Here is a 14,040-nt window from a genome sequence, read left to right as displayed (position 1 = left end):
CATAGAATTATTAAAAGTTGTTAAATATTTATATTAGCATGCTTTTTTTAGGAACCTTATCATAATTGTACGGTAAAATGTAACTGTTATATTTTTATAGGCTAATTAATTTATCTGCTTAATCGTATGACTGAGAGAAGGAAAAAATTAATGATTAACGAACCAACAAGTAGTCCACTATTTGTTTGTGGTATCATTGGTGATTCAACGGCCATGGTCCTTAATAAATGTTTAATAGGGCCGTTCAAAAATCGTTATGATTTAGTAACGACACCAGTGACGACGCGGGCCACATTGAGTGAGTCCGTTAGTCAAATGGCACAACTTCAAACAGGACTACAAACCGTCATTTCTAAACAATTAGGTACTGTCCAACTCACGATTCCAGCCTTAGCAGCATTAGAGCTACCAACAACGTTAATTAATATTTATTATTTATTAGAGCCAGTGGGCGGACAACTATTACATGACCGACCACACTATACTGAAGCTGTATCGGCAGGTGCTGCGCGGGTTCCTTTGGACCAATTAAATTGGGCGAATAGTTCGCCAAGCGTGATGCAGGCTAAACGTTTCTTACAGACCGGAGCATTTCCAACTGCAGAGCAGCGGATTGATGGCTACCAGGTTCTAGAGCAAGCGCAATTTTAAAGACGTTGTTGACATTTTGGTAGTTGCGTTGTAACTTAGAAACAACGTAAAAATTAAATGTTGATGAGAAGAGTAGCGATAAGCTGATGCCTAGCGAGTCAAAACAATGGTGTAATTTGACCATTAGCTTATTGTGAAGATGAACTCGGAGTTGGTTAACGGTTGACGCTGTTAGCCCGGGTTAACCACCGATAAGTTGGTTAAACGTAACGATAGTGTTGCGTGAGCGACAGCGAGACTGTAATAATAGGTGGTACCGCGGAGTGTAGACTTCGTCCTTAGAAGAATTAAGGACGAAGTTTTTTTGTTGAGAAAGAAGGGCTTTAAGATGGAACAAGCAGCATTTATTAAGAAGTACGCGACAACACGTCGGCATACGGATTCATTGAAATGGGATGCATTACAAGCTCGCTATGGTAATCCTGATTTATTGGCAATGTGGGTCGCCGACATGGAATTTAAAGTCCCAGAACAAGTAACCCAAGCGTTGCAGGAGCGAGTCGCCCATGGTGTGTACGGCTATTCGATTACCCCAGAGCGATATTACCGTACTTTTATTGATTGGGAGCAGACGCGTCACGGATTAGCCTTGAAGCGCGATTGGATCCGCTTTGGTAGTGGGGTCGTTAATTCATTATACGCACTAGTGAATATTTTAACGCAACCAGGCGATGGCGTGCTAATCTTGATCCCAGTGTATTATCCATTTTTTAACGCGGTCCGGGATAATCATCGGCAATTGGTCACGTCGGAATTGCGTAATGATCATGGCCACTATACGATTGACTTTGCGGATGTTGAACGGCAAATCAAGACGAATCAAGTTCGGTTATTCATTCAATGTTCGCCACATAATCCAGTTGGGCGGATATGGTCGGAGGATGAAGAAACACGGCTGTTAACGTTATGTGAACAGTACCATGTGTTGGTCATTTCTGATGAAATTCATCAGGATTTAGAAATTGATCGGACTAATCATCCGTTTAAATCTGCGTTAACAGTGGCAGATGGTCGCTTTAGTGATCGGGTCATTGTCGTTAATGCGCCGTCTAAGACGTTTAATATCGCAGCCCTCTTAAATTCACACATCATTATTCCTAATCCTGAATTACGTCAACGTTATGATGAACACATTGGTCGGTTCACGCAAACTGAAATTAGTGTATTGGGCCAAGTAGCTGGCCAAGCGGCTTATGAATCAGGAGCCGCTTGGTTAGATCAGATATTAACGATTGTCCATGATAACTATCAATATTTGCGGACAACTTTTGCGGCCCACGCACCTAAGTTAGTTTTAGCGGAGCTACAAGGAACGTACTTGACGTGGCTAGACTTACGCGCCTATGTGCAGCCTACTCAGACGAAAGCTTTTATTCAAGATCAATGTCAGATTGCGGTTGATTTTGGCGAATGGTTTAGTCCTGATGATCAGGGCTTCGTACGCTTAAACTTAGCGACTGATCCACAAAATGTGCATGAAGCGGCTAACCGGATCGTGACTTGCTTAGCACAGAAATAGATAATAAAAAATTCCGACACCGCTGTGTTGGAATTTTTTTAGCGACTTTTATTGGTGACCGTACGTTGTTTAAGTAACCGCCGCCGAATAATCTCTCGGCGAATGAAGGAGTAGGCAATCAAGCCCAGTGCCAGGATGCCGATAATGATGGCGGTTTTAACGAAGCCAAAAATCCAGAAAAAGACCGCAATAGCAAATATACAGTAGACAATTAAGAACATGGGAGGCCCTCCTTCAGTCAAGTGGTTGTGTTAATCGATAAGACCATTGTACCGAGAAAAAATAGCCATCCCGTGATCGAAATTTGAATTTTCTGTTAAGGATTGCGACTTAGCTATGATTCAATTGCAAAAAGTGACATATCAGTATTAAAAACAATTGAAAAGGTGCATACAACTTGCTGCCTGTTAAGCAATAGCGACCTTAAACTCTGTTTTAGCGGTGCTGATAATTTATTGCAATCAAATGAAGGGGCGGTGACTGACTGCTCCCAAAGCTTTATATGATAATTGCCCACGTCATCAAGGGCGACTATTAGTTTTAGACTTCATACGTTGTCATAATAATTACCATATGTTTTTGCTAATTTTTGGAGTCGTCAAAAAGACGTTCAATCACGGAAATGTCGATTGAGACGGCGTTCATTAGCATGAGCGAGCTGGTCAGGTGTTAATTGATACGTCATTGCCGCTTGCAGTTTAGTAATGCCGGTTTGAATGGCGCCGAGTTGAATTGAATCGTTGGCCTGTGGCTGAAGTTTGGTACTGATCGTTGTGAGCATGGTTAACTCGGGCTGAAGGGTCTCTTGGACTTGTTGGTCGTACTGTTGTTGACTCAAACTGTGTGTTTGCCACCGGTTCACGCGACCTAGTAGCGATAATAATTGATTGGTTAATAGGTTGATTAAGTAATCGGCTTCTTGACTGGTGAATTTCATTAAAGATGTCCTCCGATAAATAAGATTGGTTAACTCAAATATTAGCATGAGTAAGGATAATTTAATTACTATTTTAATAAAAATTGTTAAAATCAAGTGATTTTGAGTTTTAACACCAATTATGGCTGTGCAGCGTGATACATTATCAGTAACTAAATGAAAGGAATGAGGCATCATGATTGGACATATTACAATGATCCGTCCGGACTACAATCAAGGGATTTTAACGGATTTTCATGGTCGACACTTTAGGTTTCAACTAAGCGCAGTTTGGCCTGTGAGTGCGTTGCATATTGGCGCCGAATTTTATTTCACCCCCCAGTTGACCGCGGCCGGTTTAGTTGCGGTCAAGCTACGGTATCAGCATCATGATGGAACTTGTTTGTTGGTTTGTCCACCAACGACAGTCAATCAGCAGGTCGTCGTTCGCATCGGCGAATTAGTGTTAAATGTCGATGATATTCAATTTTATGCACTGACTACAGATCAGGCTGAAATTCGAAATGGGTATGCGTCATCAGCACGTCATTTGGTCATTAAAATGCGGTGTGGACGACAATTTGTTTTCTATAATTGGGATGGTGTCAATATTGATGATGTAGCCACTAAGTTAGCGACGTTACATACGGTGCAACGCCAAATCGGTTGAAGTGTCAAGCTATTCAAGTAAAAGGTGGGTTAAGAATTAGAGGACGTTCGGGTGGATATTCATTGTGCAGCAAATAAGCGCTTCAGGAATTTTCTAAACTCCTGAAGCGCTTATTTATAAGCCTAATTTGGTGAGATTTAATGCTCGCGGTCTTTAAAAATAAATAGCTTACTAAAGAACCAATTCAGTAAGACCACAATAATTTGGTCAATTAACTTGACGATGAGGTCGTTACCGTGAAGTACTGAGACCCCAATAATCATGATACCTTCATCAATGAAGAAACTCAGTAAACGGAATCCAAAGAATGAGGTCATTTCAATCAAAACGGCTTGGAAAGTCGGCGTTTTGGAATCAAAAACCCAAAGCTTGTTGGTGATGTAGGCAAATAGTACCGAGATGAACCAAGCAATCGTATTGGCTAACCAGTACGGCCAAAAATGATTAAAAATGCCAAAAACAACAATATTGACGAGAGTAGTTAAGCCCCCGAAGATTAAATAAGATAGAACGCTTTGATAGCGATGCCAGAGTTGCTTGATAAGTTGTCCCACAGATATTACCCCGCTTATTAATTACTAGGTACCATCCTATCATATTAATACAGCGACGTGTTGGCTAATTTTAGCGGGGTTCAAGTTGGTGAAGTTGGTGATTGAACGCCGTGCGGGCCGTAAGCAAATCATGATAGCCAAGGTGCATGACGGTCAGACGGCCCAATGTTGTAGTTGCAATGATCGTAAGCTGGAATGGGGCGTGACCCACCCGTAATTTACGTAAGCGTACTTGATATGAAAGGACATCATTGATGACAATTGTTTGACTGGCGATTAACCCTGGCTGAATACCTAAAGAAAGCATACAACTCACCCCCAAGTGGATTAACTCCAATTGTAAAGCACAACTGTAAATATCAAATGTCGTTATTGTAAATATTATGTAAAGCAAATGCTGCTGATGAACGGTTTATGAGTGAATGAGTGGGAATCGTTAATGGGTTTCCATAAATGATAGCGCAACCAACGCTGATAAATGGTAAAATAGAACTAATAGATGGAAAGGGCGTGACGTCAATGGTACAAGAATATTCGAATATTTTAGTTCCCCTAGATGGGTCACAACAAGCTGAGATTGCGCTTGATAAGGCAGTTGCAGTCGCCAAACGTAATGAGGCGCATATTGATGTGTTAGCGGTCATCGATCCTGGTCAGTTTGGGTATAACTTAGCTGGTTTAGCGGATGGTGACATTACGTATCAATTAGTTCAGGATTCTGAAGCCTATTTGAAAGAAACGGTTGATAAAGTCAACCAAGATGGTTTTACAGATATTGCCTTTCATATCCGGATGGGTAGCCCCAAGCCTATTATTTCACAGGACTTTGTTAAGGATCATCATAATGATCTGATCATGATGGGGGCAACCGGATTAAACGCCGTTGAACGGGTACTTGAAGGTTCGGTCACGACGTATGTGCAACGGAATGCGCTGACGGACGTAATCGTGGTCAAAACGGACTTACAAAATACGCAGGTTGAGAAGTAGCGTTAGTTTTTAACCAAGTCAACGTTGTTACTAGTAATAAAAAAATAAAGCAGGTCGTGATGTTAACAACGTCACGACCTGCTTTATTTTTAAGGTTACGGATTCTGTTTCAATGAATTTAATTTCTGATTCTTAATTTACGGTTGAACAGGTAGGCAAGGCTACCGATGATACCGCAGCCAATCAGCATTGTAATGAATGGCATAATTGGGTTAAGATAACCATTTTTAGCCTCACCGTGGCTAGGGTAACCGACAATAAACTTGAAGAAGTTCTCTAGCCCCGTGTAATTATAGTTCGATTGATTACGGGTCATAATGACGATGAGCACCCAAATTATAAGTACACCAATGATGGGGGTAGCGATAATCAAAATTGTTTTGGCCCATTTACCAAATAATGCGAGTAACGTGCCACAGGCCATGCCTGTAAGGCCAACGCCAATGTAGAAAATCCAGTTGAAGAACAAGCTAGCTAAAAGGTTCAACCAGATGTGACTGCCCAAGGCGTAGCCATACATCGAATAGGCCGTTTTCATCAACGCGGCATTGGTACTCCAGTGCAAATACGGAGCGTGAATACCGTAGTAATAAATGGCATTAATAATCACAAAAAAACCGCTAAGCATGAGTAATGCTAGTACCCGAGCTTGAAAGTAAGTTTGTCGAGAAATCCCGTTTTGAATAAAGAGTTTGAAATTATCGTAGGTGAGTGCTCCCACAATGAAGATAAGCATAAAGAACAAGGCACCAAGACTTAAATCGGCAAAGTTACCAAGCGGAGAATACTGCCGGATATTACCCGTAATAAGCGCGAATAGTAACGGAAGTACGCCAAATACTGCGAATAAAGCGAGTACTGACCAACCAGTCATCTTCAATTGCTCCGTTAATAAATAACGGGTGGTATTACGAACTTTAATTGACATGCGCGGCGGCCTCCTCCTTGGTATTAGTCAGGTTAACAAATAGTTTTTGCAGATCTAAATGCTCGACTTTGACCGTGTCAGGAATTGGTCGATCGTCATTTAATGGCCCGTAGACATAGTGGGCTGTGATACCGCCAAGATGGTCCTTGCCAATAATATTTAAGCCGTCTGTATAAGTGCTGACATCGATTTGTGGGCCAGTCACCGCGTAGGATTGCCCTAAAATGTCAGTGACATCACCATCAACGATAATATGATGATTGTCCAGAACGAAGACGTGCTCAATCAAATTCGTAATCTCTTCGATTAAATGGGTCGAAATCACAAATGTACGGGGGTGGTCACTATACGTTTCAATCAATTCTTGATAGAAAATTTCGCGGTGATTAGCGTCCAATCCTAGGACTGGTTCATCTAAGAAGATGTATTCAGCTGGCACACATAACGCAATAATCAGTTTGAAAATTGTTCGGTAACCGGTCGATAATTTGCCAAAGCGTGCATTTAAGTCGAGTCCGAAGGTATGGGCCAGCTTATCAGCGTAAGCGGTATTGAAATCGCCGTATAATAGGGCCGTGGTCTTGAATAACTGTTTGACCCGCGAACGTTCAGAATAGAGGTTGACTTCACTCATCAAGTAAATCTTACCTAATGTGTGGTCATTGTCACGCATCGACTCATTATCCATGGTGACTGTGCCATCGTCAGCAAAAATGCGATTACTAATAATATTTAATAACGTACTTTTGCCGGCACCGTTGCGGCCTAGTAAGCCGTAAATCGTATTCGGTGCAATCGTTAGGTTAAGATTATCCAGGACGGTTTGGCCGTGGAAGGCCTGCTGGACAGCCTGAACTTGAATACTCATGATTCGGAAAACCCCCGTTCAATTAAATTAGCTAATTCAGTCTGCGTAATATGCAGCTTATGCGCTTCACTGACTAGTTTTTTGACGTAATCGGTATAGAATTGGTCCCGGCGTTTTTCAACGATCCGTTGTTGGGCCCCCGTGATGACAAACATCCCGACACCGCGCCGTTTTTCAATCAATTGGGCATCCACTAAGATGTTCATGCCCTTAAGCACGGTTGCAGGATTAATATGAAATTCTTTAGAAATCTCGGTTGTCGAAGGAATTTGCTCACCTTCAGCGAAGGTTTCCGTAAAGATAGCTTCTTCGATCTGGTCGGCAACCTGCAAGTAGATTGGTTCCGTACTATTAAAGTTGAACTGCATTTTATTCACCTCATTGCAGTGATTGCCCTATTTCGTTGTGACCTTTTGCTGCGGCTGGTGCAGTTGTCGTTCGGTACGGTCAATACGGGCAGCAATCCAACTAGAGAGTAGGAGGAGGGTACCCAATACGGCCAGTAGGGTGTCTTGATGTTCAAAGACAATCTGGGTAGCTAAGCCTAGGTTAACGCCGAGCCACAAAAGCGGCATGAGTGTCCCTAACCAGAATTGACGACGATTTGCGAGCACGTAACGGTGTAATGGTGTAATAACGATTAATAAAGCGACTAATCCAAAGTATACCATGATTTTTCCCTCCTCCGAAAGGTTATTGTAAAACGATTCGCCGGTAGATGGTGATCGTAATGAGATAATAGAGCAAGTAGAGACCAGCAAAGATCAAGAATGGCAACCAAATACCCGCATATGGTGATGTGATCATCATGATCTTGAACATTTGTAGTCCGAATAAGACGTGCACGATGCCGACGATGCCAGGAAGAATAAAGAGAACTGCAATCTCTTTATTAATGGCACCGGTGAGTTGCCGTTTAGTGGTACCGACTTTATCAAGCATCTGGTACCGGTGTTGATCAGCATCAGCACCGGATAGGATTTTAAACATCAAGCAACTAGCAAGCATGGCAAGAAAGGCAATTCCAAGGAACATGCCCATAAATTCAAGGCCAGAATACATACTGTTGACCGTCAGATACATTGCATAGCGACCACCGAATTGTTCGGGACTTGTGGTATGAAAATGATGCTTGGCCAGTTTGTCTAGGGCAGTTCGGTGCTCGATGACACTGCTAGTTGCGAATACTGTCAGTCGTTGCTCAGGTTGGGCGATTTTAGCGTAAGCCGCTTTTGATAAGAACATTGGCGTTGCGGTTACCATAACGCCACTTTGAAGTTGCATTAATTGATAATTTTCAGCTGACTTTTGCAATTTGGTAGCGTCGTTACGAACGGTACTAAAAGTTAGTTGCTTTTTGTCTTCGGTGTGAATAGTGGCAAAAGGTTGCCGGTTAAATTCATCAGCTTGGAAATAGATAACTTTCTTAGTTGCTTTGAAACGATAGGTAGCAGTTGTCTTAGGCTTCATTGCGGCAATTTGGGCCTTTTCGGCTTTGCTTGCGTTGACTAACCCCATATCATAGGCGTTGTTAATGTTAACCATTGATGGAATTTGACTGTGGAAACCCATCCCAACAGTAATTGCGCCGAGTGCTAGTGCAAATAACATTGCCACAATAGATAACATCTTCGTGTAATTACGGATCCGGAAACTAAGCTGTGACAAAGTAAAGCCGTTCAAGCCACGTTGGGCGAATGAGAAGCGTTTGAGTGCGACCATTAACCAAACAAAAATGGCATTAAATAAGAGGTAAGTCCCTAAAACAATTGTTACGAGGGCGATACCAATACCCATGAGTTGTAAAGTCTTTAAGTTGGCCATTGACCAGTACCCAACTGCAATCGCAATAGCGCCGACAACGATTTCAACCAGTTGGCGAGCTGGTTTTAGTTGGGGCCGGTTAGGTTGGTCGTTGCTGTGTAGTAATTTCAGGGCCGGTGTCTTAGTTAATGCTAGTAGGTTGAATAAGCCAGCAATTAGGAATAAGCCGACATATAGTAATAGGGTGGCGATGGCAGCTGGTGTATACCAGGCCGCAAATCGGTGGAGCGTTAAACCAAGGCTATTAATTAGAATCTGACTCACACCGACAGTTAGGCCCGTCCCAACGAGAATCCCGACAATGGTTGCAGTGACGCCGACGAGCAGCGTCTCAAGCCAAATCAATTGGCCGATTTTACTCTTGCGCGCACCAACGAGCATGAAAAGTCCGTAGTCACGCTTACGCATACTTAATAAGAATGAATTGGCATAGCCAATGTAGACTAACGTGATGATGGTAAGTAACACAGAACCGAATTGGAAGATGATGCCGACCATACTAATGCTCGTATTTTGTTTTAAGAAATCTTGATTGGTGGCCAGCGCTTCAAACATATAAAAGATTGCGCTAGACATAATCAGCCCTGAGAAGAGGACCAGATAGTCGCGCCACCGGTGTTTGAAACCGGTCATTGCAAGTTTAGTTAACATAGTTTAAAGTACTCCTTTTACTGTTTCGACTTACTGTTCAAACGTTCCGAGGTTATCAAGCACCTGTTGATAAAAGTCACTGCGGCTGAGATCCCCACGTTTGAGTTCCTGACCAATCTGTCCGTCTTTAATAAAGAGAATTCGTTGGCAGAAGCTAGCTGAAAATGGGTCGTGGGTCACTAGCAAGATTGAGACGGCTCGTTCTTGATTGATTTTGGTGAATAAATCAAGTAATTCACGCGCTGACTTAGAATCAAGGGCACCAGTTGGTTCATCACCAAATAGAATAGCAGGATCGTTAATCAAAGCTCTGGCTGCCGCGACACGTTGCTTTTGACCACCAGATAATTCATTAGGGTAGTTCGCCAAGAATTCTTGAATCCCCAATTGTTGCGCGACTTTTTCAACGGCTGGTTTGATTTTTTTTACCGGTGTGTTTTGTAGTGACAATGGCAAGGCAATATTTTCATAAGCCGTCATTGTTTCTAATAAGTTAAAATCTTGGAAGATAAACCCAATCTCTTTGGCCCGAAAATCAGCAAGCTGATTACCTTTTAAATGTGTAATCGGTTGTTGATGAATGGTGACTTCCCCACTAGTTGGCTGGTCTAACGTGGCGAGCATGTTGAGCAAGGTGGTTTTCCCCGAACCAGATGCGGCACTACACCCTGTCAAGTACACAGTTTAAATAATATAAATTATGATGCTTTAAATCGGAGGGCATGATTTCGACATTCTGTCGGGGTCATGCCTTTTAATGACTTTTGACGTCGACCGTTGTTGTACCAGTCAATTGCTTTGGTAATGTTTTGAAGTAATTCTTCTTTGGTCAATGCGGTTTTAAAACTTAAGTCCTCATCTTTTAAATGACTCCAGAAACTCTCCATAGGCGCGTTGTCTCCAGGTGTCCCCGGTCTTGACATGCTATGGCAAATGCCATAGCTATTAAGGGCCCGATTGAATTCTAATGATGTATAGGCCGAACCTTGGTCAGTGTGTAAAATTAATTCGTTGGCGGCCAGGTCATTACTTTTCATTGCTTTATTAACAGTTGCTGTCACCAGTGTTGTCGTTTCGGTATCATCGATCGCCCAGGCAACGATACTGTGATCGTGTAAATCCTTGATGGCACTAAGTCGTAGTTTGTTGAGACTTTGATTACCGTATTTTAATTCAGTACAGTCGGTTGTCCAAACCTTATTAGATTCTTCCTGATTAAAATCATGCTTGATGATATTGGCTGACATCATTTCTTTATATTCCGCTTTACGATCATGTTTACTAATGCGAATCGATGATTTGATATGGTTAACTTGCATTAATCTTCTGATACGTTTGGCATTCACATGGTACTCAGTCTCTTCGTTGATGTGCATAACTAAGGTTTCAACACCAAATATATAATTATGGCTAATTTCTAATTTAAGCATGAATTTAACTAGCTCATCATTTAGTCGTTCATTAGCGGTTAATGTCCGGTTCAACCATTTATAATATGACCTCCGCTTGATCCCGACTTCTTGACACAACCAACTTATGGGATATTTACCGGCTAGTTCTTGAATTGCCTGATATTTTGAGATCCGGTCGATTGATGACCAACCACTTACTTCACTCTCCTTTGAATCTCTTTCAATTTTTTTGACAGGTCCTTTTCCATTTCCAAATGTTTAGTTCTAGCTTCTAATTCTTTTATTTTCAGTTTAGCGATATCTAACTCGGTAAGTGGCGTAGCTTTACTTTTCCCACGGCGGTCGGCTAAAGCGTCCACACCGCCGTTATTTAGCTTCTTGACCCAGGTATAAACTTGTTGATACGAGACCTCAAAATGGCTAGCGGCCTCGTGGTAAGCATAGTCGTTGGCGATAGTCCATTGAGCTATTTCAATGCGTTCAATTTGGGTTGTCTTGCGTCCGTCTTTCATCTTTCGGTTCCTCGGATTTCTATTGGAATAAGTTTTCTTTCCAATAGTATAATCTCTAAACCAATTAGACACCATCCCGGCGCTACTCAAACCATACTTGGTGGCTAATTTTGGAAAAGACAGCTTTTCTTTGATATGTTCCTGTACAATCCTTTCTTTGAATGCTTGAGAATAGCTGCGATTTTTTCTTTGATGCCTTAAGCCTTCACTTCCATTGAGATCGTACAATCTTTTCCATTGATGAATAACGTTTTTATTTATTTGTAGATCCCTGGCAATTGATTGCACCGTATGGTTATTATCAATCAGATTAAGAATGTTAATCTTTTCATCAAATGAATACTTTCTATTTGAACGCATACAAAAACCCCTTAGGTACACAGATTTTTTATTATTTAATCTGTGTACCTAAGGGGTAGTATATCCCAAGTAGGGATAAGCTATTTTTATTAGATGAGTATTATCGTTTACGATGTGATTGTATTATTGGTTGATCAGATTTTGCCGAATCAACCGTGCCACGTAAGCCTCGTGGAGCAAATCACCGTGACTGATTGATTTTTGGTTGACGGTCATGGCGGTATAGCGGGTCACGTTATTCATAAATAAATCGCCACCAGCATTCACACTACTAAGCGGTACAATGTCATCATCACCATTCCCGGTGTCACCAGCAACGTTAATCACAGCGTGTAGTTTCTTGAACTGATCTTTGTGCTTGAGAAGCGGTGTATAGAGGGTTTTATCTGGGTGCTCAGCATCAATACCTAAAAATGGTGTGCCAATTAGCATCAAATCGTGAATTGCCAATGGTTTCGAGGTGCTTAAGCCAGCTAAATAACGGCTCCAAATTAAGCCACCATTCGAATACCCTAGGGCGTTAGCTGTTTTAAGATGTTGGTGACGTTGTAAGTACTGAATGGCTTTAGCTAAACCGTCTGTTTGAGTCATAATGTTTTCTGCTGAATCGGCACTATTTTCGAAAAAGATCACGATAATCGCGTCGTTAATATTAGTATTTTCGACCCGCTTTTCCTTGAATTGTAGTTGCTGATTCGCAGTAACGGTCAGAGTGATTAGTGGGTGACGCTGTTGCGCATTGAGCGAACGTACAATATCATCGAAGTCAGTACGCCGACTACTACTGCCAGCAATCATAATTAATGGTCGTTTTTGGGTGGTTAATACGTGGCTGGTTTCATCTTGGTGAATTTGGGTTGTTAGCCCCAAACCAATGATTAATAATAAAAATAAGCCACTGGCAATTAACCCCCATATTACTTTTTTAGGCATCAACTCACCCCATTAGAAATTATTTAGAAGCGTTCAGCGATGATTGGCCGGTCATTTAATGGTTGCAGTGCGCGATTATTCGCTGTAAATAATTGCTGATAAGTTGCTAGTTGTTGTTCACCAATCATCACAGTATCAGCACAGACATACCATTCAACCGTTTCACTTAGTGGCGGGGTCGTTAATGATCCTAAGTAGTGATAGACCGTTCCGGTATCGGGCAAAAGTTCAGTTAAGTTAACGGGGGCAGCTAGCTTGTGACTCGCTTGGGGCGTCAATTGGTCAAGCAAGCCTTGCAAACTGGAATTAGGCTTGCCAATGCGTCCGAAAACGGCTACAACGGCTAATTGACCGGTGGCACTTTGATGAACGAGGTGCCATTCAATTGGTGCGGCCTGACCATCAATAAGATGTTCTGCGGGTGTGTGAAAGTGAATTTGTTGAAAGGCGAAGTCGCGATCATTCAAATAGGCGGCACCAATGCCACTAGCCTTCAATGTAGTAGCTTCACCAGTGATTGCTTGTGCCTGGTAGAGTCCTCGCCAGCTGATAGCGGATAGTTGTGATTCTTGAGCAGTTTTAGTCTGAATGTCAATTGGTGATTGATGCTGGCCACTGATCATTGGCCAGTCAGTTTGATGTGCATAATCAAATGTCATCGAAAGATCCTCCGTTTATTATTGATGTTATTGAATTTAAAATAGTTGAAACTAGTTAGGACACCTGCTGATAATTGGTGACGCTCATAGTAGTTACAGTGTTGCCGGTTACAAGTCAGTGACAATCGGCTGAGCCTCGTTGAAAGCGGTCATTCAGAACCGGTTTGATAGCCGTTAGCCAAGCGCTGACGGCTATCGACGAACAGCAACCTGATCCGCGAGCTTCCGGCAATGTTTGACGGAAATTACATACGAGGCTATCGTCAGTATAAGACAGTTATCCATGCAACTTACATTATAACACCCATTGATAGGATGATAGGATGGCGTATGCTGGCTGATTAGGGCAATAAAGATAAGAACGCGTTATACGCGTTAATCAGCCATAAGTCCTGATTAAAATAAGCCAGTGCCTAAGTTTAAAAACAGGCAGCTCGATGTCGGCGATGGTCCCCCAGTCTTGGAAAGCAGAATAGTGCCAATACTGACGAACAGAAATCCTGAGAACGAAATGTTTTAATTATCGTTAATACCTGACACCCGGCGTCGATAATTATTCGGTAATTGACGCACCTTTAAACTGACCGATAATG

17 protein-coding genes and 1 pseudogene are annotated in these 14,040 nt (G+C 42.1%); 4 read left to right on the top strand and 14 right to left on the bottom strand.

Annotated elements, in window-relative coordinates; genetic code table 11:
* Nucleotides 1-150 precede the first annotated feature (150 nt).
* Together LP667_RS11900 and LP667_RS11895 are read left to right on the top strand one after the other, a co-directional pair.
* Nucleotides 151-651, top strand: coding sequence for a hypothetical protein (locus tag LP667_RS11900; protein WP_033612149.1), 501 nt, complete (start codon nt 151-153; stop codon nt 649-651).
* A 328-nt stretch (nt 652-979) separates the two neighbouring features.
* A complete protein-coding gene (locus LP667_RS11895) occupies nt 980-2,170 on the top strand; it encodes a MalY/PatB family protein (RefSeq protein ID WP_021730956.1) in 1,191 nt (396 codons plus the stop codon).
* A gap of 38 nt (nt 2,171-2,208) precedes the next feature.
* Here LP667_RS11895 and LP667_RS11890 read toward each other — a convergent pair whose 3' ends face one another.
* Both LP667_RS11890 and LP667_RS11885 read right to left on the bottom strand, forming a co-directional pair.
* Nucleotides 2,209-2,391: a hypothetical protein gene (locus LP667_RS11890; protein ID WP_021730957.1), complete on the bottom strand. Its 183-nt coding sequence runs from the start codon at nt 2,389-2,391 to the stop codon at nt 2,209-2,211.
* 389 nt (nt 2,392-2,780) lie between these two features.
* Nucleotides 2,781-3,107, bottom strand: a complete 327-nt coding sequence (locus LP667_RS11885) for a hypothetical protein (protein ID WP_021730958.1) — start codon at nt 3,105-3,107, stop codon at nt 2,781-2,783.
* Nucleotides 3,108-3,282: 175 nt separating this feature from the next.
* Here LP667_RS11885 and LP667_RS11880 point away from each other — a divergent pair, with 175 nt between their 5' ends.
* Complete coding sequence (locus tag LP667_RS11880; protein WP_033609349.1) at nt 3,283-3,756, top strand: hypothetical protein; 474 nt, start codon at nt 3,283-3,285, stop codon at nt 3,754-3,756.
* 137 nt (nt 3,757-3,893) lie between these two features.
* Here the strand turns inward: LP667_RS11880 and LP667_RS11875 are convergent, their stop codons facing one another.
* Together LP667_RS11875 and LP667_RS11870 are read right to left on the bottom strand one after the other, a co-directional pair.
* Nucleotides 3,894-4,310 (bottom strand): GtrA family protein, encoded by a 417-nt coding sequence (locus tag LP667_RS11875; protein ID WP_021730960.1) that lies wholly within the window; start codon nt 4,308-4,310, stop codon nt 3,894-3,896.
* A gap of 70 nt (nt 4,311-4,380) precedes the next feature.
* Nucleotides 4,381-4,617: a hypothetical protein gene (locus LP667_RS11870; protein ID WP_021730961.1), complete on the bottom strand. Its 237-nt coding sequence runs from the start codon at nt 4,615-4,617 to the stop codon at nt 4,381-4,383.
* A 212-nt stretch (nt 4,618-4,829) separates the two neighbouring features.
* On the opposite strand from LP667_RS11870, the gene LP667_RS11865 reads away from it, so the two are divergent.
* The gene (locus LP667_RS11865; RefSeq protein ID WP_021730962.1) at nt 4,830-5,300 is read left to right on the top strand and encodes a universal stress protein; all 471 of its coding nucleotides are present in this window, start codon (nt 4,830-4,832) and stop codon (nt 5,298-5,300) included.
* Between the two features lie 118 nt (nt 5,301-5,418).
* On the opposite strand, the gene LP667_RS11860 is transcribed toward LP667_RS11865, so the two are convergent.
* The 10 genes and pseudogenes from LP667_RS11860 to LP667_RS11815 form a co-directional block, all read right to left on the bottom strand.
* Nucleotides 5,419-6,228: a hypothetical protein gene (locus LP667_RS11860; protein WP_021730963.1), complete on the bottom strand. Its 810-nt coding sequence runs from the start codon at nt 6,226-6,228 to the stop codon at nt 5,419-5,421.
* Nucleotides 6,218-7,096 (bottom strand): ATP-binding cassette domain-containing protein, encoded by an 879-nt coding sequence (locus tag LP667_RS11855; protein WP_021730964.1) that lies wholly within the window; start codon nt 7,094-7,096, stop codon nt 6,218-6,220. The genes LP667_RS11860 and LP667_RS11855 overlap by 11 nt, the downstream gene beginning before the upstream one ends.
* Complete coding sequence (locus tag LP667_RS11850) at nt 7,093-7,464, bottom strand: GntR family transcriptional regulator (protein WP_021730965.1); 372 nt, start codon at nt 7,462-7,464, stop codon at nt 7,093-7,095. The genes LP667_RS11855 and LP667_RS11850 overlap by 4 nt, the downstream gene beginning before the upstream one ends.
* A 27-nt stretch (nt 7,465-7,491) precedes the next feature.
* Nucleotides 7,492-7,767, bottom strand: coding sequence for a hypothetical protein (locus LP667_RS11845; RefSeq protein WP_021730966.1), 276 nt, complete (start codon nt 7,765-7,767; stop codon nt 7,492-7,494).
* A gap of 22 nt (nt 7,768-7,789) precedes the next feature.
* Complete coding sequence (locus LP667_RS11840) at nt 7,790-9,571, bottom strand: FtsX-like permease family protein (protein WP_021730967.1); 1,782 nt, start codon at nt 9,569-9,571, stop codon at nt 7,790-7,792.
* 30 nt (nt 9,572-9,601) lie between these two features.
* Nucleotides 9,602-10,240, bottom strand: a pseudogene (locus LP667_RS11835) (ABC transporter ATP-binding protein); the annotation flags it as partial.
* Between the two features lie 29 nt (nt 10,241-10,269).
* The gene (locus LP667_RS11830; RefSeq protein ID WP_120770892.1) at nt 10,270-11,154 is read right to left on the bottom strand and encodes an IS3 family transposase; all 885 of its coding nucleotides are present in this window, start codon (nt 11,152-11,154) and stop codon (nt 10,270-10,272) included.
* Nucleotides 11,155-11,177: 23 nt separating this feature from the next.
* The gene (locus LP667_RS11825; RefSeq protein WP_021730107.1) at nt 11,178-11,855 is read right to left on the bottom strand and encodes a helix-turn-helix domain-containing protein; all 678 of its coding nucleotides are present in this window, start codon (nt 11,853-11,855) and stop codon (nt 11,178-11,180) included.
* A gap of 123 nt (nt 11,856-11,978) precedes the next feature.
* A complete protein-coding gene (locus LP667_RS11820) occupies nt 11,979-12,788 on the bottom strand; it encodes an alpha/beta hydrolase (protein WP_021730788.1) in 810 nt (269 codons plus the stop codon).
* 23 nt (nt 12,789-12,811) lie between these two features.
* Nucleotides 12,812-13,447 (bottom strand): carbonic anhydrase family protein, encoded by a 636-nt coding sequence (locus LP667_RS11815; protein WP_021730787.1) that lies wholly within the window; start codon nt 13,445-13,447, stop codon nt 12,812-12,814.
* Nucleotides 13,448-14,040 lie beyond the last annotated feature (593 nt).

It is taken from the genome of Lactiplantibacillus paraplantarum, assembly GCF_003641145.1.
In the GTDB taxonomy this organism is placed as follows: domain Bacteria; phylum Bacillota; class Bacilli; order Lactobacillales; family Lactobacillaceae; genus Lactiplantibacillus; species Lactiplantibacillus paraplantarum.
The sequence above is the reverse complement of the archived record's forward strand: the minus strand, read 5'-3'. Positions and strand labels throughout refer to the sequence as shown.